Origin of the sequence: Crossiella cryophila (genome assembly GCF_014204915.1) — a bacterium.
GTDB classification, from domain to species: Bacteria; Actinomycetota; Actinomycetes; order Mycobacteriales; family Pseudonocardiaceae; genus Crossiella; species Crossiella cryophila.
In genome coordinates this window covers 8,585,180-8,609,574 of record NZ_JACHMH010000001.1, presented here as the reverse complement: position 1 = coordinate 8,609,574, position 24,395 = coordinate 8,585,180, and the positions used below count along the sequence as shown (strand labels likewise).

General features: G+C 71.4%; 20 protein-coding genes. 9 read left to right on the top strand and 11 right to left on the bottom strand.

Annotation, left to right across the window (positions count from 1 at the left end):
- Nucleotides 1-41 precede the first annotated feature (41 nt).
- From HNR67_RS36935 to HNR67_RS36925, 3 genes are read right to left on the bottom strand one after another with little or no spacing between them, the layout of a single operon-like run.
- On the bottom strand, nt 42-1,103 hold the full coding sequence (locus tag HNR67_RS36935) for a WD40/YVTN/BNR-like repeat-containing protein (protein WP_185007658.1): 1,062 nt from the start codon (nt 1,101-1,103) through the stop codon (nt 42-44).
- On the bottom strand, nt 1,103-2,326 hold the full coding sequence (locus tag HNR67_RS36930) for a WD40/YVTN/BNR-like repeat-containing protein (protein ID WP_185007656.1): 1,224 nt from the start codon (nt 2,324-2,326) through the stop codon (nt 1,103-1,105). The genes HNR67_RS36935 and HNR67_RS36930 overlap by 1 nt, the downstream gene beginning before the upstream one ends.
- Complete coding sequence (locus tag HNR67_RS36925) at nt 2,319-2,810, bottom strand: RNA polymerase sigma factor (RefSeq protein ID WP_221490176.1); 492 nt, start codon at nt 2,808-2,810, stop codon at nt 2,319-2,321. The genes HNR67_RS36930 and HNR67_RS36925 overlap by 8 nt, the downstream gene beginning before the upstream one ends.
- Nucleotides 2,811-2,878: 68 nt before the next feature.
- Here HNR67_RS36925 and HNR67_RS36920 point away from each other — a divergent pair, with 68 nt between their 5' ends.
- Entirely contained in the window at nt 2,879-5,107 is a 2,229-nt protein-coding gene (locus HNR67_RS36920; RefSeq protein WP_185007652.1) for a tetratricopeptide repeat protein, read from the top strand.
- Between the two features lie 144 nt (nt 5,108-5,251).
- Here HNR67_RS36920 and HNR67_RS36915 read toward each other — a convergent pair whose 3' ends face one another.
- The 4 genes from HNR67_RS36915 to HNR67_RS36900 all read right to left on the bottom strand — a co-directional run bounded on the left by HNR67_RS36915 (nt 5,252) and on the right by HNR67_RS36900 (nt 10,229).
- Nucleotides 5,252-6,904, bottom strand: coding sequence for a serine/threonine-protein kinase (locus HNR67_RS36915; RefSeq protein WP_185007650.1), 1,653 nt, complete (start codon nt 6,902-6,904; stop codon nt 5,252-5,254).
- A 102-nt stretch (nt 6,905-7,006) separates the two neighbouring features.
- Nucleotides 7,007-7,606, bottom strand: coding sequence for a TetR/AcrR family transcriptional regulator (locus tag HNR67_RS36910; protein WP_185007648.1), 600 nt, complete (start codon nt 7,604-7,606; stop codon nt 7,007-7,009).
- Nucleotides 7,606-9,570 carry a YhgE/Pip domain-containing protein gene (locus tag HNR67_RS36905; protein ID WP_185007646.1) on the bottom strand — a complete coding sequence of 655 codons (1,965 nt, stop codon included), beginning with the start codon at nt 9,568-9,570 and terminating at the stop codon, nt 7,606-7,608. Before HNR67_RS36905 ends, HNR67_RS36910 begins: the two co-directional genes overlap by 1 nt.
- Nucleotides 9,567-10,229: an ATP-binding cassette domain-containing protein gene (locus HNR67_RS36900; RefSeq protein ID WP_185007644.1), complete on the bottom strand. Its 663-nt coding sequence runs from the start codon at nt 10,227-10,229 to the stop codon at nt 9,567-9,569. Before HNR67_RS36900 ends, HNR67_RS36905 begins: the two co-directional genes overlap by 4 nt.
- A 171-nt stretch (nt 10,230-10,400) precedes the next feature.
- Between HNR67_RS36900 and HNR67_RS36895 the strand changes: the two genes are divergently transcribed.
- Nucleotides 10,401-11,108 carry a hypothetical protein gene (locus tag HNR67_RS36895; protein WP_185007642.1) on the top strand — a complete coding sequence of 236 codons (708 nt, stop codon included), beginning with the start codon at nt 10,401-10,403 and terminating at the stop codon, nt 11,106-11,108.
- Here the strand turns inward: HNR67_RS36895 and HNR67_RS36890 are convergent.
- Together HNR67_RS36890 and HNR67_RS36885 are read right to left on the bottom strand one after the other, a co-directional pair.
- Nucleotides 11,083-12,012, bottom strand: a complete 930-nt coding sequence (locus HNR67_RS36890; RefSeq protein ID WP_185007640.1) for a GNAT family N-acetyltransferase — start codon at nt 12,010-12,012, stop codon at nt 11,083-11,085. The genes HNR67_RS36895 and HNR67_RS36890 overlap by 26 nt on opposite strands.
- Nucleotides 12,009-12,857, bottom strand: a complete 849-nt coding sequence (locus HNR67_RS36885) for a class I SAM-dependent methyltransferase (protein ID WP_185007638.1) — start codon at nt 12,855-12,857, stop codon at nt 12,009-12,011. The genes HNR67_RS36890 and HNR67_RS36885 overlap by 4 nt, the downstream gene beginning before the upstream one ends.
- A gap of 218 nt (nt 12,858-13,075) precedes the next feature.
- Between HNR67_RS36885 and rpsA the strand changes: the two genes are divergently transcribed.
- From rpsA to coaE, 3 genes are all read left to right on the top strand, one after another.
- On the top strand, nt 13,076-14,560 hold the full coding sequence (gene rpsA / locus HNR67_RS36880) for a 30S ribosomal protein S1 (RefSeq protein WP_185007637.1): 1,485 nt from the start codon (nt 13,076-13,078) through the stop codon (nt 14,558-14,560).
- Between the two features lie 1,073 nt (nt 14,561-15,633).
- On the top strand, nt 15,634-16,269 hold the full coding sequence (locus HNR67_RS36875) for a hypothetical protein (protein WP_185007635.1): 636 nt from the start codon (nt 15,634-15,636) through the stop codon (nt 16,267-16,269).
- A gap of 19 nt (nt 16,270-16,288) precedes the next feature.
- Nucleotides 16,289-17,485, top strand: a complete 1,197-nt coding sequence (gene coaE / locus HNR67_RS36870; protein ID WP_185007633.1) for a dephospho-CoA kinase — start codon at nt 16,289-16,291, stop codon at nt 17,483-17,485.
- A gap of 1 nt (nt 17,486) precedes the next feature.
- Here the strand turns inward: coaE and HNR67_RS45310 are convergent, their stop codons facing one another.
- On the bottom strand, nt 17,487-17,747 hold the full coding sequence (locus HNR67_RS45310) for a hypothetical protein (RefSeq protein ID WP_246492678.1): 261 nt from the start codon (nt 17,745-17,747) through the stop codon (nt 17,487-17,489).
- A gap of 410 nt (nt 17,748-18,157) precedes the next feature.
- Nucleotides 18,158-18,694, bottom strand: a complete 537-nt coding sequence (locus tag HNR67_RS36860) for a DUF402 domain-containing protein (protein ID WP_246492677.1) — start codon at nt 18,692-18,694, stop codon at nt 18,158-18,160.
- 148 nt (nt 18,695-18,842) lie between these two features.
- Between HNR67_RS36860 and HNR67_RS36855 the strand changes: the two genes are divergently transcribed.
- The 4 genes from HNR67_RS36855 to HNR67_RS36840 all read left to right on the top strand — a co-directional run bounded on the left by HNR67_RS36855 (nt 18,843) and on the right by HNR67_RS36840 (nt 23,996).
- Entirely contained in the window at nt 18,843-20,063 is a 1,221-nt protein-coding gene (locus tag HNR67_RS36855) for a DUF5685 family protein (protein ID WP_185007629.1), read from the top strand.
- A gap of 19 nt (nt 20,064-20,082) precedes the next feature.
- Entirely contained in the window at nt 20,083-21,213 is a 1,131-nt protein-coding gene (locus tag HNR67_RS36850; RefSeq protein WP_185007627.1) for a DUF5685 family protein, read from the top strand.
- Between the two features lie 96 nt (nt 21,214-21,309).
- The gene (gene uvrB, locus HNR67_RS36845; protein ID WP_312988895.1) at nt 21,310-23,451 is read left to right on the top strand and encodes an excinuclease ABC subunit UvrB; all 2,142 of its coding nucleotides are present in this window, start codon (nt 21,310-21,312) and stop codon (nt 23,449-23,451) included.
- Complete coding sequence (locus tag HNR67_RS36840; RefSeq protein ID WP_221490174.1) at nt 23,448-23,996, top strand: alpha/beta hydrolase; 549 nt, start codon at nt 23,448-23,450, stop codon at nt 23,994-23,996. Before uvrB ends, HNR67_RS36840 begins: the two co-directional genes overlap by 4 nt.
- Nucleotides 23,997-24,395: the final 399 nt, after the last annotated feature.

The window sequence follows — 24,395 nt, the reverse complement described above, 5'->3', positions numbered from 1 at the left end:
ACCACCCCCTCGTCCCCACACCCCTGCCGGCCAGGTTAGCGCTAGCCGAAGGGCAACGGTGTCCACCGCCTGCCGTCCACCGAGTGGCTGGCCCCGCGTTCGGAGGTGCTGAGCATGCCGCCGCGGACCGAGCGCAGGGTGTCGCCGGGCACCCGCTGTTCGGCGATCTGCCCGGCGTGGAAGGTGTGCCCGCCGTCCGCGCTGAACCAGGAGCCGCCACCCTGGCTCACGGCCAGCAGCGTGCCGTCCGGCGCGGCGGCCAGCCCGGTGATCTCCGGCGGTTGCCCGTCCGGCCGGGCCTGCCAGACCTGTTCCCATTTCTCGCCGGCACCGCGGTAGAGCGTGCTCGCGAACGGCTGGTGATCGGTGGTGATCAGCACGTACGCGGTGTCGCCGGAGACGACCACCTCGGCCCAGCGGAAGGCGCCCGGCGGGGTGGACGGCAGCTCCCTGGTCTGCCAGCGGCGACCATTGCCGTCGCTGGTGGACACGGCCGCCCGCCCGTCCCGTTTGCCCACCACCCACCACCGTCCGGCGAGCTGACGCGGGAACGGGAACGGCTCGGTCAGCGGCGGGGTGAACTCGGGCGTCAGCGGAACCTGCTGCCCGGTGAAGGACAGCACCGCGTCGATCCCCGGCACGCACGGGTCCTTGCCGTGGCAGGAGTGCTGGAGCAGCATGTCCGGCAGCAGGCCGTCCATCGGCCAGTCGACCGCCATCAGCCCCTCCTGCCAGGTCCGGCCCCGGTCCTCGGAGTGCCAGCGCCGCTCCGCCCCGGCCACGGCCAGCTTGCCGCCCAGCACGTGCAGCCGCGGCGGCGGGCCGGAGCGGTGGGCACGCAGTGGCTCGGGCAGTTCGCGGACCTGGACCACGCCGTTGTCCACGTCGAGGAGCTGGTGCGTGCAGTCCGCCTGCTCGCACCGGGCCCGCAGCGCGAACCAGTGCCGCTCGGTGGCGAAGTCGATGTCGAGCAGCCGGAGATCGGTCGGCCGTTCCGGCGCGGGTGCTGGTTCGGTGTCCTGGCGCAGCACCAGCACGGCCGAGGCCACCAGGACGATCAGGGCGGCCGCGATCACCGGCAGCCGCAGGCGGGAGCTGATCATCACGGCACCTCCCGCCAGGTCTCGCCGTCACCGGACTGGTGGTACAGCCTGCTCGCGTGGTTCGCGGTCCAGGAATAGGCGAGGAAACCGTTGCGGGTCCACTCCACCTCGGTGCCGGGGATCTGCTGTTCCGCCTTGGCGAAGCTCTGCCCGCCGTTGTCGCTGCGCCAGGTCACGCCCTCCTTGTCGATCAGCCGCAGCCGCCCGCCCGCACCGGGCACCAGGTCGCCGCGCAGGGTCTCCGGCCCGGGGAGCCGGGAGGCGGCGGTCGAATCGCGTGGCACCCATGCCTGGGTCCAGGTCTGGCCGCCGTCACCGCTGCGCAGGATCGTGACCAGGTTCTCGCCGTTGGTCACCGGCAGGTAATAGGTGCCGTCGGGTGCGGCGACCGGGGTGCCGATCTGCTTGCCGGTGGCCACCGCGGGCAGTTCCCGCACCTGCCAGCTCCGCCCGTTGTCCCGGCTGCTCGCCAGTGCGGACCGGTCCGTGCCGGGGATCGTCCCGGCCACCCACCAGGTGCCGTCCGGGGCGGGGGCCTTGAACACCGTGCGGATGTCCAGCGCGGGCTGGGTGCTCAGGGTGCGCCGCTGCCCGGTGGCCGGGTCGTGCACCGTCACGAACTCCTTGGTGCACTCGACCGCCAGGTCGCCGGCGCAGTTCTCCAGGAACCCGCCCTTGGGGATCTCCGCGGCGTCCGGCCCGTTGAACTCCCGCCGCCGCCAGGTGAGGCCGCCGTCGATGCTGTGCCAGTAGCCGCCGTTGCCGTTGATCACCAGGTTGCCGGGGCCGAGCACCTTGACCGCGGGCAGCCGCCCGTACCCGGCCACCTCCGCTGGCACCGCCCGCTCGGCCTGGTCCTTGCCGTCGACGGTGGACAGCAGCATGTTGACGCAGGTCTCCTGGCCACCGGGACAATCCGCCCGCAACGCGTAACCGTGCCGGGGGTCGGCGTAGTCCAGCATCGTCACCGAACGCTCGGCCGAGCCGCCCGAGTGCGCGGGCGGCTCGGCGAGCTGGCCCGCCCCGAGCAGGCCGTAGAGCAACCCCAGCGAGGCCACCACGCCCACGCTCACCGTGCTCACCCCGAACGCCGTGCGCCGCCGCTGGGCCCGCCTGCGCACTCGTTCGAGCACCGGGCCCTGCCCCGGATCGCGGACCGCGGCCCGCAGGTCCGCGCGCAGACCCGCCAGTTGGTCGTCGAGTCGGTTGTCCAGCTCAGTCATGCCCCACCTCCGTCGTCAGCCGCTGGGCGAGCGCGGCCCTGGCCCGGGACAGCCGGGACTTCACCGTGCCCACCGGCACCCGCAGCACCGCGGCCACCTCCTCCACCGGCAGGTCGGCCAGGTAGTGCAGCACCACCACCGCCCGCCGTTCCTGCTCCAGCGCGCCGATCGCGGCGTGCAGTTCCGCGTGCTCGGCGCCGATGTCCGCGGGCGGACTCGGTTCCGCCCTCGGGATCAGCAGCCGGTGCAGCAGACTGCGCCGCCGCCAGCGTTTCCGGGCCAGGTTGACCACCACCGTGCGCAGCCAGGCCGCCGGGCTGTCCGTCTCGGCGACCTGGCCGCGCTTGCGGTAGGCCACCGCGAACGTCTCCTGGGCCAGGTCCTCGGCATCCCCCAGGTCGTTGGTCATGGCGTAGGCCACCAGCACCAGCGACCGGTAGTTGTCCTGGTAGAGCCGGGCGAACCATTGCGAGTCGATCCCCACACCTCTCACCCCTCCTTCACCCAGCATGAGCCGCGAACGCCGATCCAGGTTCCCGCTAGGTTGGGGCAATGTTGTGGTGGCGGCGGAATCGTGGCTGGGCGCTGATCGTGCTGGCCGCGCTGGCGGTCGCCGCGGTGGCCGGCACGGCCTGGCTGTTGCTCGCGGACAAGGTGGCCGCCGCGGTGATCGGCCTGGTCACCGCGGTCTTCGGCATTCTCGCCGCGCGCGGCCGGGTGCTGCTGGAGCGCAGCCAGGAGCGGCGGCGGGCGCTGACCGGGGACGTGCTCGGCGCCGGTGCCGGACGGCTGCCCAGGGTGCGCGAGATGGACGACCCGATCGCGCTGGGCGTGCACCGCGCGGCCGGACTCGGCGCGGACCGGGTGCCCGGCTACGTGCGCAGGGACATCCAGGACCGGCTGGACGCCGCGGTCTCCGCCGGTGGGTTCGTGCTGATCATCGGCGAGTCCACCGCGGGCAAGACCAGGGCCGCCTACGAGGCCATCCGCCGCCTGTGCCCGGACCACCTCTTCCTCGCCCCCGCCGGCAACCTGCCGTTCCAGTCCATTGTGGACACGGTGCGGGAGCTGCGCCGGGTGGTGTTGTGGCTCAACGACATCGAGCGCTACCTGCGGCCGGACGGGCTGACCGTGGCCGGGGTGAGCCGGATGCTGGCCGAGCCCGGCCGGGAGGTGCTGTTGCTGGGCACCATCCGCACGCCCGCGCTGGAGGCATTCGGCGCGCGCCGGGAGGCCGAGCTGGACGGGGACGAACTCGGCGCCTGGCGCACCGGCCGCGAGGTGCTCAACCTGGCCACCGAGATCCCCCTCTCCCGCCGCTGGAGCCCGGCCGAGGTGGCCCGCGCCGGTGCGCACGCCGACCCCAGACTCCGTGCGGCGGCGGCGAAATCCGGCGATTTCGGGGTGGCCGAACTGCTCGCCGACGGACCCGAACTGGCCAACGACTGGCGCAACGCCTGGCGGGTCGGCGGCCACCCCAGGGGCGCCGCCCTGGTCAGTGCCGCGGTCGACTGCCGCCGCGCCGGACTGCACGATCCGATGCCCCGGCACGTGCTCACCGCGCTGGCCGAGCACTACCTCACCGAACGCGGCGGCGCGGCCCTGCGCCCCGAGCCGGAGACCGAAGCCCTTGCCTGGGCGGTGAAACCGGCCCGCGCCACCAGCAGCCTGCTGCTGCCCGGCGCCGATCCCGGGCACTACCGCGCCTTCGACTACCTCCTCGACCTGCCGGACAACCCGCCGGTGCCCGCGGCGGTGTGGCAGGCGCTGATCGAGTGGGCCACCCCGGTGGCCGCGGTGGAGATCGGCCACGCCGCCCGCCGCTTCGCCCAGTTCGACCGGGCACACGAGGCATTCGGCAAGGGCGCCGAGCACGGCGTGCCGGGCGCGGATGTGTTGCTGGCCGACGAGATCGGCGCGGCGGGCGACCCGGAGGGCGCGATCCGGATGCTGCGCGCCGGCCTCGCCCGGCGCGAGGCCGCACTCGGCCCTGAGCACCCGGAGACCCTGCGCAACCGGATCACCCTGCTGCGCTACGCGGGTTCGGCCGAGGAGTTCGCCACCCTGCTGGCCGACTGCGAACGCGTGCTCGGTCCCCGCCACCGCGATTCGCTGCGGGTCCGCCGGGTCTTCGCCGGGCACCTGGCCGAATCGGGCCGGGTCCCCGAGGCCATCGCGATGTTCGAGGCGGTGCTCGCCGAGGCCACCCAGGTGTGGGGCGCGGACCATGTCGACACCTTCGCCGTCCGGCACCAGCACGCCACCTGGCTCGGCGAGTCCGGCGACCACACCACCGCCCTGGCCCGCTGCCGCGAACTGCTGGCCGACCGCGTCCGGGTCTTCGGCCCGGACCACCCCAACGTGCTCAGCTCCCGCTTCCAGCTCGGCGTCTGGACCGGCCGCGGCGGCGACCCGGCCAAGGCCGCCGAACTGTTCACCGCACTGGTCGCCGACTCCGCCCGCCTGCTCGGCGCCGACCACCCGCACACCGTCTCGGCCCGCTACCGCCTGGCCATCAACAGCGGCAACTCCGGCAACCCCCGGCTGGCAGGCGAACTGCTCACCGAGGTCGTCCGGGCCCGCACAGCCAGCCTGGGCGCCGACCACACCAGCACCCTCAACGCCCGCCTGCAACTGGCCAACTACCAGGCCCAATCCGGCGCCCTGGACACCGCGAGGGAAAACGCCGAATCCCTGGCCCTGTCCTGCACCCAGGTCCTAGGCCCGGACAACCCCTTCACCCGCCGAGCCCTAACCCTGCGCGACCGCCTGCGCGACTAACCAGAAACCGTCGTGTTGGCCGTTCTCGTACACAGTCTTGGCCGAACTGGTACGCCGATCCGCCAACACACCGTCCACAACGGCCAACACACCGTCCAGTTCGGCCAACACACCGTACGAGAACGGCCAACACGGTGGTGGGTGTTACTGGGGACCGGCGAGGGCGGAGGTCTTCTGGGCGGCTGCTTCCACCCAGGGCTTCTCCACCGTGCCCGAACTCAGGTTCACATACATCGCCCTGGCGTGGATCAGGTAGCGGTGGGTGCTCCGGATGTAGCCGGACTGGGCGGCCTTGTTGTAGTCCCCCTGGCACACCGTGGACCCGGGCCCCGAGGTCGGGCACCAGATGCCCCAGTCCGCGGTGTTGCTGCCCTTGAGTTCCTCGTAGGCGGTGCTCGCGGCGGTCGCGCTGGCCAGCGGGACGACCACCACCGACACCAGGATCTTGTTGGAGTGGTCCACGAAGGTCGCCGCGAGCATGTTGGAGCACCTGGCCCGGCGCAGCCCCGCGCGCACGGGCTCCCGTTCGGCGTTGCCCAGGCAGCTGTGCACCCCGCTGGAACGCAGCGAGTACTCCACGTTCTTGCTGTCCCGGAAGGTCTTGGGCAGCAGCCCGGCCGCGGTCAGCGGGGTCCGGTCGGTCTCCTGCCGGTCCAGGCTGCGCGAATCGGCGGTGGTGCTGGGCGTGGTCGTGCCCGGCCGGGTGGTGCTGGTGGCCGGGGTGGTGCGCCGGGTGGTGTTCTCCCCGCTGAGCCCGGCCCGCAGGGTCGAGGAGGTGGTGGGCGCGGCGCTGGGCGTGGTCGTCCCGGACCAGCCCAGCTTGCTGTCCACATAGTCGGTGAACGGCGGATGCCCGTTGTACAGCAACACCAGGCCCACCGTGACCAGCGCGGAGACCACCAGTGCCGCGCCACCCCGGTTCGGCGTCGGCCGGTCCGGCGGCCGGATCTCGTCCCTGGTCGCGGTCAGCGTCTCCGACGGCGGATCCAGCAGCGCCCGCGCCTCCGCGACGGTGGGCCGCCGGGCCGGATCCTTGGCCAGCAGCCGGGAGATCAGCGGCTCCAGGTCACCGGCCCGCTTCATCGCGGGCGCCTCGGCGAACTTGACCGCGTCCAGCGCGCCGATCGGCGGCTCCCGGCGGAACGGCGAGAACCCCTCCACCGCCCGGTACAGCGTCACGCCCAGCGAGAACAGGTCACTCGGCGCCGCCCCGTCCTCACCGCGGGCCCGTTCCGGCGACAGGTACTCCAGCGAGCCGATGATCATCCCGGACTCGGTGACCCGCCGGTCCGCCCGGTGCACCGCGATGCCGAAGTCGGTGAGCAGCACCTCGCCGCCCTCGGCCAGCATCACGTTGGCCGGCTTGACATCCCGGTGCACGATCCCGGCGCCGTGCGCCGCGCCCAGCGCCGCCAGCAACGCGGTGGCGACCTCCCGCGTCTCCGCCTCGGACAGCCTGCGCTGCTGCAACCGCTCGGCCAGGGACCGGCCCTCGATCAGCCGCATCACCATCCACGGCACGCCGTCCTCGATCACCAGGTCGTAGACCGGCACGATGTTGGGGTGCGCCCGTAGCGCCGCCGCGTTGCGCGCCTCCCGCTCGGCCCGCGCCAGCCGCTCGGCCCGTTCGGTGTCGGACAGCGTCGGCGGCAGCCACACCTCCTTGACCGCCACCTCCACCCGCAGCGATTCGTCGTAGGCGCGCCACACCCGCCCGAATCCGCCCGCGGCCAGCCGCTCGACCAGCCGGTACCGGCCGCCGATCACCCGGCCCGCCCGGGTCTCCTCCGGCGCCATGAACCCCCCAGCACGAATCGGGCATGTGAACAGCTCACTATGACCGTCAGTGCCGGGAAAGTCGTCGGTAGTTATACGGATCGTGACCGGGCGCTGACCGGCTCAGCGTTTGCCCTGCCCCCGGCCCATCCCGCGCACCAGCAGCATCACCGATTCGCGCACCTCCTCGCGGGTGCGCTGCCGCTGGAAGGTCTGCCAGTCCAGGGCCACCACCAGCAAGGTGCCGAACAACGCGGCCGAGGCGGTGCCCACCTCGACCCCGCACAACCGGCCTGCGTCGGCGTGCCGCTGCAGCACCCGTTTGACGATGGCCACGATGTCGTCCCGCAGCAGCGACAGGGTGCCGTGGAACTGGCCAGGCGTCCGCCACATCTCGCTCACCAGCAGCTGGGCGAACTCCGGGTACTCGCCGAAGAACAGCAGCGCCCCGTCCACCAGGGTCTCCACCGAGGACTCGGTGTCCGGCACCGCCTCGGCCCGCCGCAACTGCTCGGCCAGCAGGTCGACCCCGTGCCGCAGCAGGGCTTCGACCAGACCGTCCTTGCTGCCGAAGTTGTAGTAGACGGTGCCCTTGGCCACGCCCGCGGTGGCCGCGATCTGGTCCACGGTGACCCCGGCCGCGCCGCGTTCGCCGATCAGCCGCAGCGCGGCGTCGAACAGCTTCTGCTTGCTGCTGGGCTTGGTCGCCTTGGCGGTGGTCATCACAGCACCAGCTCGGGCTTGAGCTTCGTCGGGGTCCACACCCGTTGTTTGTAGGCGGCCAGCGTCGACAGCGCCAGCCCCAGCACCAGGTAGATCGAGAGCACCGTGACGTCCTCCCACACCGTGTTCAGCCCGCCGCCGTAGAGCAGGTGCCGCATGCCGTCGACCACGTAGGACAGCGGCAGGATCAGGTGCAGCGGCTTGAGCGGATCGGGCACGGTCTGCCAGGGGAAGGTGCCGCCCGCGGTGGTCAGCTGCAACACCAGCAGCACCAGGCCGACGAACTTGCCAGCCGGGCCGAGCAGCGCGTTGAGGCCGTGCAGCACCGCGGTGAAGGCCAGTGAGGTCAACAGCATGAAGCCGAGCACGCCCCAGGGCCTGGCCGGTTCGATGCCCAGCGCCAGGGTCACCACGCCGAAGAGCAGCGCGGTCTGCACCGCGCCGAGCAGCGCGGCGGGCAGCCAGCCGCCCAGCGCCACCCGCAGCGGGCTGGCGCCGGAGGCCAGCGCGCGCTTGGACAGCGGGCGCAGCAACAGGAACAGCACGAACGCGCCGATCCACAGCGCGAGGCCGAGGAAGAACGGGGCCAGGCCGGAACCGTAGTTGGACGCCTGGTTCTCGCCGACCGCGCGGATGGCGACCGGATCGCCGATGGTGCGCGCGGTGGCCTTGCGGGTCTCGTCGTCCGGGTTCGGGATCTGGCCGGCGCCCTCGGCGAGTTTGCCGTGCAGCTCACCGTTTCCGTCGGCGACCTTCTTCGCGCCGTCCTGGAGTTCCGCGGTGCCGGTGTAGAGCTTGCCGGAGCCGTCGTCGGCCTTGTGCACGCCGTCCCGCAACGTCTTCGCGCCGTCGGCCAGCTTCTTCGCCCCGTCCGCGGCCTCGCCGATCTTGCCGGTCAGCTCGGCGCTGCTGGTCGCCAGGGTCTTGGCCCCGTCGGCGACCTGCTTCGAGCCGTCGGCGAGCTGCTTCACCTGGCCGACCGCGCCCTGGATCTTGTCGTTGGCGTCCCGCACCGGTTTCCCGGCCTCGGTGACCGCGGCCAGCACCCGCTGCACCTGCTCCTCGGCCAGGCCGATCTCGCGCAGCCGCTTGGCCAGGTCCTCCTTCTTGCCGCCAAGGAAGTCCACCAGGTGCTGGGCGCCCTCGGCCACCGTGCCGGCCTTCTGCGCCAGCTGGGCGTTGCCGTCGGCGACCTTGGCCGCGCCGTCCGCGAGCTGCTGGGTCTTGCCCGGCAGCGGCGCGGTCTTCTCCTTCATCGTGCCCAGACCCGTTGCCAGCTCACCGTTCTTAGCAGCGAGGGTGTCCGCGCCGTCGGCCAGCTTGCCGAGTCCGGTGTGTAGTTCGTTGATCTTCTCCCGGGCGGTGCCCACCCCGTCGGAGACCTTCTTGGACCCGTCGGCCAGCTTGCCGGCGCCGTCGGCGGCCTCCAAGGTCTTGTCCCGCAACGTGGAGAAGCCCATCAGCAGCCGGTCCGCCGCCTCGGTGCCCGCGTCCGCCGCGACCGCCCGCCGCACCTCGCTGACCACCTTGTCCGCGATGGTCCGCACGATGTAGTTGTTGGCGTCGTTGGTGGTCAGGATCAGCGTGCCCTGCTTGGGCTCGAACTTGCCCGGCGAGGCCAGCGCGGCGGAGAAGTCGGCTGGCAGGGTCAGCGAGAAGGTGTACTTGCCGTCCCGCACCCCGGTCTCGGCCTCGGCGGCGCTGACCCGGTGCCACTCGAAGGCATCGGAGTTGGCCAGCTTGTCCGCGACCTTCTCCCCGGCCCGCAGGTCCCCGCTGCCGGTGTCGGCGACCACCAGCGCGGCAGGCACGTCCTTGAGCTTGCCGTAGGGATCCCAGTTGGCGTACAGGTACAGCGCGCCGTAGAGCAGCGGCACCAGCGCCAGCGCGACCACGGCCAGCTTGGGCAGCCTGCCCGCGGTGATCCGTTGGAACTCGCCCTTGGCCAGGCGGAAGGCAGTCATCGGGTCTCGTCCTCAGTGTTGCTGACGGTGAAGGGCGGCGGCTGGATCTGGCGGCCGAGGCGGGCCGCCGGCAGGTCGAGCAGCCGCGCGGAGGTCTCGGTGCACAGCACCACCACCGCTCGATCGCGGGTGGCGTGCTGGCGGGCCACGGTCCACCAGGTGTGCGGGTCGTCGCAGTGCCGGTCAGGGCAGTCCAGGACCAGTAGCCGCACGTCCGGGCGTTCGGCGGCGAGTTCGGTCAGCAGCCGGGTGCGCACGGTCGGCGGGATCCGGTCGAAGCGGGTGGCCGCGTGCTGCTCGGCGTCGTGCCGGGTCAGCCAGTCCCGCACCGCGGCCCGGCCGGCCGGTTTGCCCGCGAAGGACAGCTCCTCGCCGACCACGGTCTTCAGCGGCAGCGCGTCCTCGGGTTCGGTCACCCCCGGCGCGTCCACCATGGCCACGAGTTTGCGCAGCGCTGACGGGTCGGCCTGCCCGTTCACGGTGACCTCGCCTGCCGAGGGCGTCATCCGCCCGGCCAGCATCAGCGCGAGCGGGGTGTGCCCGGTGCCGGGCTCCCCGGCCACCAGTGCGACCTGCCCGGCCCGCACCCGCAGGGTCGTCGGTCGCAGCAACGGCCCGTGCGCGCCGTTCACGCCGACTTCCCTGGCCAGGATCTCCACCGCGTTCTCCTCGCTGGTTCTTTACCAATTCTTTGAACTGACCGGTCAGTTCAAATTTTGCCCGCCGGACGCGCCCCGCGCAACCCGGACACACCGCGCAGAGCGCTCTTACCGCCCGTCCCGCCGGGAAAACCCCTGGACCCGGCCCCACCTACCGGCAAAGCTGCCGGTGTGCGGCTTCCGGTCATCTCCCATCCCGTGCGGCGGCACGGCTCGCTGCACCGGATCCTCATCCCGGCCGCCGCCCTCCGCCACACGTGGCTGCGCTCGCCGTTCCTGACCGGCTACGGCAAGATCACCGCCTCCCGCGCCGACCTGCTGCGGCTGGGCGCGTTGTTCCGGCTGGCCGCGATCAGCCCGCACAGCGCCGTGCACCTGCCCCTGCGCGCCAACCAGGTCCCCGAGGACCTCGCGCACTGGTTCACCGACCACCGCCCGGCCGACCTGCTCATCGCGCACCGGGACGCTGGCCTGCGGGCCTCCGCCTGGCCCGGCCTGCGGGCCAGCACCCGCCGCCGCGCGACCCAGGCCGACCGGCAGACCGCGACCACTCCGGCGGCCCGGCCCGATCCGGATCCGCACTCCAGGGACTTCTCCGCGGACCGGCGGCTCGCGCTGTCCGAGCACGCCGAGACCCTGCTGATCACCGCTCCCGGCCAGGGCCTGCACCAGGTCGGCGACCTGCTCAGTCAGGCAGGCGAGGCGGTCGCCACCCACCGGGACATCCACCGCAACGGGTTCGCGCTGCTGTCCTCGCTCACCCCGGTGCTGCGCGGCGGGGGAGGGGCGCCGGATGAGCTGGAGATCGACATCTACGCCCGCGAGCCGATCTTCCACAAGGCCCGCTGGGCGGCTAGCGCAACGCCCCCGCCGGCCTGATCTCCCACATCGTCCACAGCGGCCGGTAGCCCTGCCGGGCCCAGAACACCGAGGACAGCGGGTTCGGCGGGTTGAAGTAGAGGTAGCTCCCGGCCACCCCGGCCCGCTCGAACTCCGCGTGCGCGGTGGCCATCAGCAACCGCCCAACGCCCGAACCGCGCGCGCCGGGCAGCACCGACACGCAGTTCACGTAGCCCCACCGCCCGCGCGGCAGCCGGGCCGCCGCCGCGGTGTGCGGTCCGGACTCGGTCCAGCCGCATTCGGCCAGGCCCAGGATCACCCCGTCGTGTTCGGCCAGCCAGACCGGATCGCCCGAGCGCAGCCGGGTCGCCAGGGCCTCCCGCTTGAGCGCAGCCGCCTCCGGGCGGATCATCGCCGAACCGACCAGCGCCGAGTACTCCAGCTCCAGCATGGACAGCTCGACCGTGGCGTCCAGGTCGGCGGTGCGGGCCCGGCGCACGGTCAGCTGGCCGGGGCGCACCGCGGTGGCGCCCAGGTGTTCGCGCACGGCCAGCACGGACAGCGGGACCAGGCCGTGGTCGAGCAGGGCGCGGGTGGCGCCGACATCGCGGCTGGGCCAGTTGAGCACGCAGGCCGAGTCCGGGTCGAAGTCGGCCTGCCCGGCCATCCGGTGCTGCCAGGCCCGCAGCAGCGCGTCCATGCCCGCCCCGCCCGTGCCGCCGAGCACCGGCACCAGCTCCCAGACCCTGGCCGCCGACCACAGCCGGTTGGCCGATCCAGGCGGGTACTCGGTGAAGTTGACCAGCCCGGCCACCCGGCCGCCGTCGGGCAGCGCGGCGCTGACCGCGTCCCCCCTGGCGAGTCCGGTGGCGGCCGGCAGCAGCGGGTCCAGACCGGCGAAGTGCGCGGTCTGGGCGGCGAGCAGGTCGCCGACCAGCGTCATTGCCCGGCCTTGTGGCAGCAGAAGATCGCCGTGCCGGGGAAGAGTTCACCGCGCAACGGGCTCCACTGGCCCCATTCGCGGGTGTGACCCTCCGGCCATTCCGGTTCGAGCAGCTCGGTCAGGACCAGTCCGGCCAGGTTCAGCTCGCGGATGTAGTCGCCAAGGGTGCGGTGGTGCTCGACGTAGGTCGGGTTGCCGTCCTCGTCGACCTCCAGGTACGGGGTGCGGTCGAAGTAGGACTGCATCGCGGTCAGCCCGGCCTCGCCGGGGTCGTCCGGGAAGATCCAGCGCATCGGGTGGGTGACCGCGAAGACCCAGCGGCCACCCGGCTTGAGCACCCGGTGCACCTCGCGTAGCAGCAACCCGATGTCGGCCACGAACGGGACCGCGCCGAACGCGCTGCACACCGTGTCGAAGGCGTTGTCGGCGAAGGGCAGCTGGTCCCCGCTGGCCTGCACCAGCGGCACCGGGGTGCCGCAGTCCAGACCGGCCTGCCGAGCGTGCCGGAGCATGCCCGCGGAGACGTCGAGGCCGACCGCGAGCGCGCCCTCGGCGGCCAGCCAGCGGGCGCAGGCGGCCATCCCGCAGCCCATCTCCAGGATGCGCTGCCCCTTGACCTCGCCGAGCAGGCCGAGGTCGCGTTCCAGCAGGCCCTCCGGGCACCAGACGAACTCCGCCGCACCCAGGAAATCCGCGTGTTCTGCCTGGTAGTCGTCGGCGTCGGCGTCCCACCAGACCCGGCTGGCCACCCGTGACTCGGCGGCGTCCACCCGGCGTTTGACCACCTTCGAGGTGCCGAGCACCCGTTCGGCGGTGGCGTGGCGGTCCTCCGCTGGCGCGGCCACGGCTGCTCCTTCTGGCTAGAGACACCCCACCGGGTTTGCCCGGCGATCGAGAGGGTGCGTACGATACTGAACGCGCTATAGGTGCGCTCTGCCCGGAACCGGCATTGTTGTGGATCTCCTCGTCGGCTGCGTTGGCTGGAGCCGCGCCGCCTGGCGCGAGCTTCACCCACAACTTCAGTCCGTATCGACACCCAATCCGTACCGGAGCAACCCACCTAATGTCCACCGACACCACCACCGTTCCCGCCGCGGCCGCGCAGGTCGCCATCAACGACATCGGGACGGCGGAGGACTTCCTCGCCGCCATCGATCTCACCATCAAGTACTTCAACGATGGCGACATCGTCGAAGGCACCATCGTCAAGGTCGACCGTGACGAGGTGCTTCTCGATATCGGCTACAAGACCGAGGGCGTCATCCCCTCGCGCGAGTTGTCGATCAAGCACGACGTCGACCCCGCCGAGGTTGTCACTGTCGGCGATCACGTCGAGGCCCTCGTTCTCCAGAAGGAGGACAAGGAAGGCCGGCTGATCCTCTCCAAGAAGCGTGCTCAGTACGAGCGCGCGTGGGGCACCATCGAGGCGCTCAAGGAGAAGGACGAGCCGGTCAAGGGCACCGTCATCGAGGTGGTCAAGGGTGGGCTCATCCTCGACATCGGGCTGCGTGGCTTCCTGCCCGCCTCCCTGGTCGAGATGCGCCGCGTGCGCGACCTCCAGCCCTACGTCGGCCGCGAGCTCGAAGCCAAGATCATCGAGCTGGACAAGAACCGCAACAACGTGGTCCTGTCCCGTCGCGCCTGGCTGGAGCAGACCCAGTCCGAGGTCCGCAGCGAGTTCCTCAACCAGCTGCAGAAGGGCCAGGTCCGCAAGGGCGTCGTGTCCTCGATCGTCAACTTCGGTGCCTTCGTGGACCTGGGTGGCGTCGACGGCCTCGTGCACGTCTCCGAGCTGTCTTGGAAGCACATCGACCACCCGTCCGAGGTTGTCGAGGTCGGCCAGGAAGTCACCGTCGAGGTGCTCGACGTCGACATGGAGCGCGAGCGCGTCTCCCTGTCGCTGAAGGCGACCCAGGAAGACCCGTGGCGCCAGTTCGCCCGGACCCACGCGATCGGCCAGATCGTGCCGGGCAAGGTCACCAAGCTGGTTCCGTTCGGCGCGTTCGTCCGGGTGGACGAGGGCATCGAGGGCCTGGTCCACATCTCCGAGCTGGCCGAGCGCCACGTGGAGATCCCGGAGCAGGTCGTCCAGGTGGGCGACGACGTCATGGTCAAGGTCATCGACATCGACCTGGACCGCCGCCGGATCTCGCTCTCGCTGAAGCAGGCGAACGAGGGCTTCACCGCGGAGTCCGAGTTCGACCCGACCCAGTACGGCATGGCCGCCGAGTACGACGCCGAGGGCAACTACATCTACCCCGAAGGCTTCGACCCGGAGACCCAGGACTGGCTCGAGGGCTTCGACAAGCAGCGCGAGGAGTGGGAGAAGCAGTACGCCGAGGCGCGTACCCGCTTCGACGCCCACATCAAGCAGGTCGTCAAGGCCTCCGAGGCCGACGCCGAAGCCGCGGCCGCAGGCCCGGCCGAGGGCGGCGCCCCCGCAGCCAGCGGCGGCGGCAACTACAGCTCCGGCGGCGAGACCAGCGGCACCCTGGCCAGCGACGAACAGCTCGCTGCCCTCCGCGAAAAGCTCTCCGGCGGCGCCTGACCCGCACCCCGGCTAGCTAGCTAAACCCCCTCGGCCCCGCACCCCCACCAGGGTGCGGGGCCGAGCCACGTCCCCCCAAAAAACCACCAGCGTGTTGGCCGTTGTCGTACGCCACGTTGGCCGTTCTTGTACGCCTTGGGCACTGCGAGCGGGCGAAGCCCGAACACCAGCAGCGGGGGTGGCTTTTCAACACTCTTCGAGCGGTTCCCCCATCCCCGTCAGCCTGGAGAGGACACACCGCATCCCGGGTGCGCAGACCGCAACCTGCCGCCGCCCTAGCTTCCCAACCGCAACGGTCTGCGTGCCCGGGATGTGGTTTGGTATCGGAAGGCTGACGGGGATGGGGGAACCGTACGAGCACTGCGTCTTTGCTCTTGTTCTTGTCTTTGATTTTCCCCCCCATCCTTTGATTTCTGCCCGTCCGGCGAGGACGATCTTGATCTTGACTTTGGTTTTAGATCAAGATCAAAAGCGAAAGGATGGCCTCGCCGGCCGGGCAGACCACCGGAGGGGGGTGCACAGATCAAACCCCGGGATGAGCAGGTTGCGGGGCGGGGTTTGTGCTGCCGGGGCCGGTTCCAGCGTGGCTCCGAGGGCTCGCGTGTTCTCCGCACGGCCTTCCGCAAGCCAACCACACCCCGAGGAGCGGCCCCCGTCACGTTGGGAGGCTAGGGCGGCGGTTTGTGTTGCAGGGGCCACTCCTCGGGGCGCGGTCAGCAAGCTCCAGGCCGTACGGAGAACACACGAGAACCCTCGTCGTGGGGGTTTCACCCCTCCGCCCCGCCATAGGGCTCGAACCCCTGAAGACCGCCCCCCGCCTCCACCCCCGGACAACCCAGGCCCCTCGGCCGCCGCCCCACAACAGCCAACGACCCGTCCCACAACCGCCAACACTCCGTACAAGAACGGCCAACACGGCGTACAAGAACGGCCAACACGCGCGGAGGCTCGAAACCCCGCACACCCCCTCCGGCGTGTTGGCCGTTGTCGTACCCAGTGTTGGCCGAAGTGGTACGCCACGTTGGCCGAAGTCGTACCCCACCCACCCCACCCCCACCCACTACCGTGACCCCATGACCAGGGCTCTCGTCCTCCCCGCCACCCTCCTCCTCACCGCCCTGACCGCCTGCTCCACCAGCGAGCCCGCCAAGGAGAACCCCGCCCCACCCCTCCCCACCTCAACCACCACCCCCACCCCCAGCTCCCTCGCCCCACCCAAACCCCTCGCCAAGGACTGCGCCGAAGTCCTCCCCACCCCCGAAGTCGACCGCGCCCTCGGCAAACCCCCGGCCTCCACCGGCGTCCGCTCCATCGTCGGCGTCCCCGAGCCCAAGATCGGGCGCACCGGGCGCCTCGGCTGCTACTACGCCCCGCCCTCCGACGTCCCGCCCCGCGACGCCCCGCCCGGCCAGACCCCGGGCACCCAACTCGAACTGGGCCTGGCCACCTACGCCGACGAGGCCGCTGCCCAGAAGCGGGTCCGGGCCACCGTCGAGACCGAACGGGCCAAGGGCGCCGCCGTCAACGACGTCCAGGTCGGGTCGGACAAGGCTGTGTTGATCGTGGGGGAGAAGCAGCGGGTACTGGTCTTCGCGCTCGGGCGGAGCACCATCGCGTTGACCTTGGCCGCTGGAGTCGTGGCTGATGACCGGGCGGGGCCCGCGTTGACCGAGTTGGCGGCCAAAATCGCCTCGGCGGCGCCGCGCTGACCTGGCAGACTGCCGTCTCGTGTTGCGTATTGGGCTGACTGGTGGCATGGGGTCCGGCAAGTCGACGGTGGCGGCTCGGCTCGCCGGGCTTGGGGCGGTGGTCATCGACGCGGACCGGATCGCCCGTGAGGTGGTCGAGCCGGGGACCGACGGGCTCGCCGAGGTGGTCGCCGGGTTCGGGGACGGGGTGCTCGCCGCGGACGGTTCGCTGGACCGGGCGGCGCTGGCCGGGATCGTCTTCCACGATGAGTCAGCCCGGTTGCGGCTCAACGCGATCGTGCATCCCCGGGTCGGCGCCCGCACCGCCGAGCTGATCGCGGCCGCCCCTGCCGACGCGATCGTGGTCTACGACGTGCCGCTGCTGGTGGAGAACGGCATGGCCCCCGGCTTCCACCTGGCGATCGTGGTGGACGCCCCGGTCGAGGAGCGGGTCCGCCGTCTGGTCACCTACCGCGGCGTGCCGGAGCAGGACGCGCGCGCCCGGATCGCGGCCCAGGCCACCGATGAACAGCGGCGGGCGGCGGCCGATGTGTGGCTGGACAACAGCGGCCCGCCCGACCAGCTGCTGCCGGTGATCGACGCGCTCTGGACCGACCGCCTGGTCCCGTTCGAGGCCAACGTCCGGCTCCAGCGCCGCGCCGAACGCGGCCCGGCCCGCATGACCGACCCCCGGCCTGACTGGCCGGCGGACGCCGAGCGCCTGATCAACCGGGTCCGGCTGGCCGCGACCGGGCGGGCGCTGCGAGTGGACCACATCGGGTCCACCTCGGTGCCCGGACTGGCCGCCAAGGACATCATCGATCTACAGCTCACCGTCGGCTCCCTGGCCGACGCCGACGCGCTGGCCACCCCGCTGGCCGAGGCCGGATTCGCCCCGCTGACCTGGATCGACCGGGACAACCCCAAGCCAAGCGACCCCGACATGACCCGCTGGCTCAAGCGCCTGCACGCCGGCTCGGACCCGGGCCGCGCGGCCAACCTGCACATCCGGGTCGCCGGCCTGCCCAACCAGCGCTTCGCCCTGCTGTTCCGGGACTGGCTGCGCGCCCTACCGGCCGAACGCGCCGAGTACGAGGCGATGAAGCGGGACGTCGCCGAGCGCTTCGCCGACGAGCCGACCGCAGCCGAGTACGCGGAGACCAAGGAACCCTGGTTCGACGCCGCTTTCGAGCGGGCCAACCTCTGGGCCGAGGACACCGGCTGGTCCCCGGTCTGAGCTACAGCGGCGGCCAGATCTCATACACCCCGCGGGAGGTCAGCCAGGCGCCCAGATCGTGCCGGTGCCTGCTGATCTCCTCCAGGGTGCGGTGCACCACGCGCAGTGCCAGGTCGGCATCTGCCGAGCGCAGCACCTGACCGGCGACCGCGGCGGCGAACTCCTCCGAGCGCACGATGCGCGCGGTGGTCCCGCCCGGCACCGCCAGCCCGAGCAGAAGGTCCGTCGTGCGCCACGCCCGGGTGTCCCGCTGCACGCGCACGGCGGTCAGCACACTCGGGGCGGTCCGCGCATGGCGGGACCGCGGCCGGTAATGAGTCAACCGGAGACTGAGATCTGGCAGCAACCAGGTCACCTCGGCCTCAGCGAATGGATCTTCCGGAGTCCAGCACTCCGTACGAAGACCCCACGGTTCCACCCGGCACTCGGAGAGTTCCCGGGTTGTTCCCGACGAATAACTGCGCACCGCGGTGAACGTGTCGACCACGTCGACCAGCTGCGGAGTGATGACCGCGCCCACAACCCCAGACAGTAGTGGGAGGGGTGCGAGCGGTGACAAGCCGGGTCGTTTCGTTACATCACGGCTGGTGAGCGATCCGGTATCGATCGAGTGAGTCGGCCCGACACGCGACCAACGTCGGTTGACCACGCTGACGCACGGCGACTAATGGGCTATTCGGTTCGCCAGGTCAGGGAAATGCCTTCGGTTGCCAACCACTTCTCGGTCAAATAATCATATCGGGTGATGCCCTCGACCGCATGATGCACTGTCCGCAATGCCCGTTCGGCCGTTGGAGTGTTTATCAGGCCGGCGTTGACCGCCGCCAGCAGTTCGTCGGTGTCCAGCACCTCCAGCCGCCTGCCCGGGTACACCACGATGTCCAGGTAGTGGTCCACGCTGCGCCACACCCCCGGACCGCGCTCCACGTCGACGATGTCCAGGTAGAGGTAGTGCTCCCGGCACTGCTCCGGCCGGAAGCTCCAGTTGGACACCCGCAGCCCCAACCCGGGCAGCAACCAGCTCTGCAGGTAGGTCATCTTCGGGTGATCCACCACCGGCCGGGCCAGGTACAGGCCGTACGGCTCGATCCGGTACTCCTCGACCCGCCGCACGAACCCCTTGGGGTCGGTGTTGGTCATCGCGGCGACGTCGAACAGCTCCACCTTCGGCGGATGGATGTGCGGGCTCTCGGCGGCAGCGCTCATCATGCCGCCATCCTGCCTAGAGCAGCGCGCGGATGATTCCGCTGACTGAACCAAAACAGTTACCCGATTCGGTGAACTTGCCTGGGCAACCGCTTCTAGGATCCCGGCATGCCACCGGTGTGGGCCGGCGGCTTGCTCTGGGGGCACACGCTTGTTCGGGATCATTCGACCTTGCCGGCACCGGCTGCCGGAACCACTGCGTACGGCCTGGTGGGCGCACCTGTGCGGCCTCTGCCTGGCCCTGCGCGACGCGCACGGGCAGCTCGCGCGCGCCGCCACCAACTACGACGGCCTGGTCATCTCCGCGCTGGTGGAGGCCCAGCAGACCGGCTCGACGGCCCGCAGGGAGGCCGGCCCCTGCCCGCTGCGCGGCATGCGCTCGGCCGAGGTCGCGGTCGGCGAGGGCGCCCGGCTGGCCGCCGCGGTGTCCCTGCTGCTGGCCTCGGCCAAGATCGCCGACCACGTCACCGACCGGGACGGCCCGTTCGCCACCCGCCCCGGCGCGCACGCGGGCCGCAGACTGGCCGCCCGCTGGCACCGGCAGAGCACCGCGAGCGCCGAGGTGGTCGGCTTCGACAGCACGCTGGTGCTGGCCGCGATCGACCGCCAGCCCGCCCTGGAGGCCGCCGCCGCCCTCGGCAGCTCGGTGCTGACCGTCACCGAACCCACCGAGACCGCCACCGCGGCCGCCTTCGCGCACACCGCGGTACTCGCCGGCCGCCCGCACAACGCCGCCCCGCTGGGCGAGGCAGGTCGCCTGTTCGGGCGCGTCGTGCACCTGCTCGACGCGGTCGAGGACCTGCGCGCGGACGCCGACAGCGGCGCCTGGAACCCGCTGACCGCCACCGGCACCGGCCTGCCCGAGGCCAGGCGGCTCTGCGACGACGCCGTGCTCGGCGTGCGGCTCGCGCTCCGGGAGGCCGATTTCGCCGACCAGCGCCTGGTGCACGCGCTGCTCGCGCACGAGCTGGAACACGCCGTCGAACGGATCTTCGCCCAGCAACCCGAGGATCCGCCGACCGAACCGTTCCCGATCCCGCCCATGCCGCCCGCCGACGTGCTGCCTGAGCAGGGAAAACGCCGCCGCTGGCCGTGGATCACCGGCTGCTCCGGCCTGGCCCTGGCCGCCTGCGGTGGCTGCGTGGCCTGCCTGAAGTCCAGCTGCGACGGCGGGCTGCGCTGCAAGACCGACGGCTGTCAGCAGTGCGCGGACGGCTGCCAGTGCAAGGACCTCTGTAATTGCGACAAGTGGACCTGCGGGTGCACCGGGAAGTCGTGTTCGAGCTGCTGCGACGGCAGTCAGTGCGCGGACTGCGGAAACTGCGCCAGTGGCTGTGGCAACTGCGGCGGGGGTTGTCAGTGTCAGTGTTGAAAAAGGGGGACTGACTTCAATGTTCGGGATCATCCGGCCCTGCCGGCATCGATTGGACGAATCACTGGCCGCGGCCTGGTGGGCGCACCTGTGCGGGCTGTGCCTGGCGCTGCGGGACGACCACGGGCAGGTGGCGCGCACGGCCACCAACTACGACGGCCTGGTCATCTCCGTGCTGGTGGAGGCCCAGCAGGAGAGCAGCGCCAAGGCGCGGCGCAAGGCCGGTCCGTGCCCGCTGCGCGGCATGCGCGGCACCGAGATCGCCAACGGGGAGGGCGCCCGGCTGGCCGCGGTGGTCTCCCTGGTGCTGGCCTCGGCCAAGATCTCCGACCACGTGGCCGACCGGGACGGGATCTTCGCCGCCCGGCCGGTGGCCGGCGTGGCCCGCACCCTCACCGCGCGCTGGGCCCAGCGCGCCGGGCGCACCGGCGCCGACCTGGGCTTCGACACCGCGGTGCTGCTCGACGCGGTGCACCGCCAGCCCGAGCTGGAGGCCGCGGCCGGACTGGGCAGCTCGGTGCTCGCGGTGACCGAGCCGACCGAGACCGCCACCGGCGCCGCCTTCGCGCACACCGCGGTGATCGCGGGCAGGCCGCACAACATGCGGCCGCTGCGCGAGGCCGGTCGCCTGTTCGGGCGAATCGTGCACCTGCTCGACGCGGTGGAGGACCTGGAGGAGGACCGCGCCAACGGCGCCTGGAACCCGCTGCTGGCCACCGGCATCGACCTGGCCGAGGCGCGACGGCTCTGCGACGACGCGGTGCTGGGCGTGCGGCTCGCGCTCAAGGAGGCCGATTTCACCGACCAGCGGCTGGTGCACGCGCTGCTCGCGCACGAGCTGGAGCAGGCGGTGCGGCGGATCTTCGCCCAGGCCGACCCGCAGGCCCCGGAACGGCCCGACTCGCCGAACAAGCACGAGGCGCCGGAGACCAAGGGCAAACAGCGCGGCCTGATCATGGGCTGCGGAGTGGCCGCGCTGGCCTTCTTCACCTGCCAGACCTGCTGCGCCTCGGAGTACCACGACCCGTGGACCGGGGAGCGCAAGGAAGGCTGGTGCCACCGCAACGACTGCTGCGGGGACTGCGGCTGCAACGGTTGCGAGCAATGCTGCTGCCAGAGCTGCTGCGATGGTTGCAGCTGCGACTGCTGACCCGGTTATCCACAGGGCGACCCCGGCCGCGAGTTATCCACAGCCCCGCGCGGCCGGGATCGCAGACTGTCGGTCCCTGCGCCTACAGTCGCAGACGTGGCTGAAGCACCCGTGATCGCGCACTCGCAGTTCCGTCCCGTCGGCGACATCGCCCGCGCCGACGGCCGATTCCGCATGGCCGCCGACTACCAGCCCGCCGGCGACCAGCCCGCGGCCATCGAAGAGCTGGAACGGCGGATCAGGGCTGGTGAGGAGCACGTGGTGCTGCTCGGCGCCACCGGCACCGGCAAGTCGGCCACCACCGGCTGGCTGGTCGAACGGCTGCAGCGGCCCACCCTGGTGCTCGCGCCGAACAAGACCCTGGCCGCCCAGCTGGCCAACGAGCTGCGCGAGTTCTTCCCGGACAACGCGGTCGAGTACTTCGTCAGCTACTACGACTACTACCAGCCCGAGGCATACGTCCCGCAGACCGACACCTACATCGAGAAGGACTCCTCGACCAACGACGAGGTCGAGCGGCTCCGTCACTCCGCCACGATGAGCCTGCTGACCCGGCGGGACGTCATCGTGGTCGCCTCGGTGTCCTGCATCTACGGCCTCGGCACGCCACAGGAGTACCTCGACCGCTCGGTCCAGCTCAAGGTCGGCGACGAGGTGGTCCGCGACCAGCTGCTGCGCGCGCTGGTGGACGTGCAGTACACCCGCAACGACATCGCCTTCGCCCGCGGCACCTTCCGGGTCCGCGGCGACACCGTCGAGGTGATCCCGGCCTATGAGGAACTGGCCATCCGGATCGAGTTCTTCGGCGACGAGATCGACAAGCTGTACTACCTGCACCCGCTCACCGGCCAGATCGTGCGCGAGGTCGAGGAGCTGCGGGTCTTCCCGGCCACCCACTACACCGCCGGAGCGGAGCGGATGGAGCGGGCGATCCGGGACATCGAGGCCGAACTCGCCGGCCAGCTGGCCAGCATGGAGAAGCAGGGCAAGCTGCTGGAGGCGCAGCGGCTGCGGATGCGCACCGCCTACGACATCGAGATGATGCGCCAGGTCGGCTTCTGCTCCGGCATCGAGAACTACTCCCGGCACATCGACGACCGGCCGCCCGGCTCCGCGCCCGCCACCCTGATCGACTACTTCCCGGAGGACTTCCTCCTGGTCATCGACGAGTCGCACGTGACGGTGCCGCAGGTCGGCGGCATGTTCGAGGGCGACGCCTCGCGTAAGCGGACCCTGGTCGAGCACGGCTTCCGGCTGCCCAGCGCACTGGACAACCGGCCGCTGAACTGGGAGGAGTTCTGCGACCGGATCGGGCAGACGGTGTACCTCTCGGCCACGCCCGGCCCGTATGAGATGGGGCAGGCGCACGGCGAGTTCGTCGAGCAGGTCATCCGGCCCACCGGCCTGATCGACCCGGAGGTCATCGTCAAGCCCACCGAGGGCCAGATCGACGACCTGGTGCACGAGATCCGGCTGCGCGCCGAACGCAACGAGCGGGTGCTGGTCACCACGCTGACCAAGAAGATGTCCGAGGACCTCACCGACTACCTGCTGGAACTGGGCATCCGGGTGCGCTACCTGCACTCCGAGGTGGACACGCTGCGCCGGATCGAACTGCTGCGGCAGCTGCGGCTGGGCGAGTTCGACGTGCTGATCGGCATCAACCTGCTGCGCGAGGGCCTCGACCTGCCCGAGGTGTCCCTGGTCGCGATCCTGGACGCGGACAAGGAAGGCTTCCTGCGCAGCGCCACCAGCCTGATCCAGACCATCGGCCGCGCGGCGCGCAACGTCTCCGGCCAGGTGCACATGTACGCGGACCGGATCACCGACTCGATGCGGCGTGCCATCGACGAGACCAACCGCCGCCGGGAGAAGCAGACCGCCTACAACACCGAGGCCGGCATCGACCCGCAGCCACTGCGCAAGAAGATCGCCGACCTCCTGGACGTGGTCTACGCCGAGGCCGAGGACACCGAGACGGTGGAGATCGGCGGCTCCGGCCGCAACGCCAGCCGCGGCAAGAGGTCCTCCGGCAGCCGCGGCACCAGTGGCGTGCTGGTCGACCGGGACGTCAAGGGCATGCCCAGGGCCGAGCTGGCCGACCTGATCCAGCAACTGACCGACCAGATGATGAACGCGGCGAGGGAACTCCAGTTCGAGCTGGCCGGCCGTCTCCGCGACGAGATCGCCGACCTGAAGAAGGAGCTGCGCGGCATGGACGCCGCCGGAGTCCAGTGACCGGGCGTCGGGTGGTGGTCGTCCCGGGCAGTTCCTTCGGCCCGTACGCCCCACTGCTCAAGTTCACCGCCGACGCCGCGGAAGCACGCGGCGCCCAGCTCAACGTGATCGAGTGGACCCCGGACGACTCGATCAAACTCGGCTCGGCCGCCAGAGCGGAGTTCGTGCTCGCCCAGGTCGAGCCGGTGCTCGCCGCCGCGGCGGCCCACACCGACAGCGTCCTGGTCACCGGCAAGTCCCTGGGCACCCACACCGCGAGCCCAGTCGCCGACCACGGCTGGCCCGCGATCTGGCACACCCCACTGCTCACCGACCCCGAGGTCCGAACCGCACTGGCCAGAACCACCGCCCCCTTCCTGCTCATCGGCGGCACCAGGGACCACTGGTGGGACGGCGAACTGGCCCGACGCCTCACCCCACACGTACTGGAAGTCGAAGACGCCGACCACGGCATGTACGTGCCAGGCCCACTGTCCAATTCAGCCGCGGTACTAGGCCAGGTGGCCACCAAGGTGGAGGCGTTCCTGGACACCATCGACTGGTAACACAGCGAATTCGGGGCCCGCCCCACGAAACCCAGGCCACCACGGATCACGAGGCGAGCCCCGGCATGCCTGCCACAGCCCGGTCGCCCCGTGCGGCGCCCCGCGCCACACGGGGCGACCACCCCGTGCCCTCGGCCACCCCACCCAAGCGGCGTGCCTGACCACACGACACGTCCACCCGGCGGTCATGCCAGACCGGCGTGTCTGACCGGCGTGTCTGACCGGCGGGCATGTCTGGCCAGCGGGTGCGGCAGACCGGCGAGCGTGGCAGAGCGGCGAGCGTGTCTGGCCAGTGGGCGTGCCGGACCGGCGAGCACGCCTGATCGGAGGCTGTGCCTCGCCAGCAGGTATGCCGGACCGGCGAGCGTGCCTGACCGACGGGCGCGACAAACCGACGGG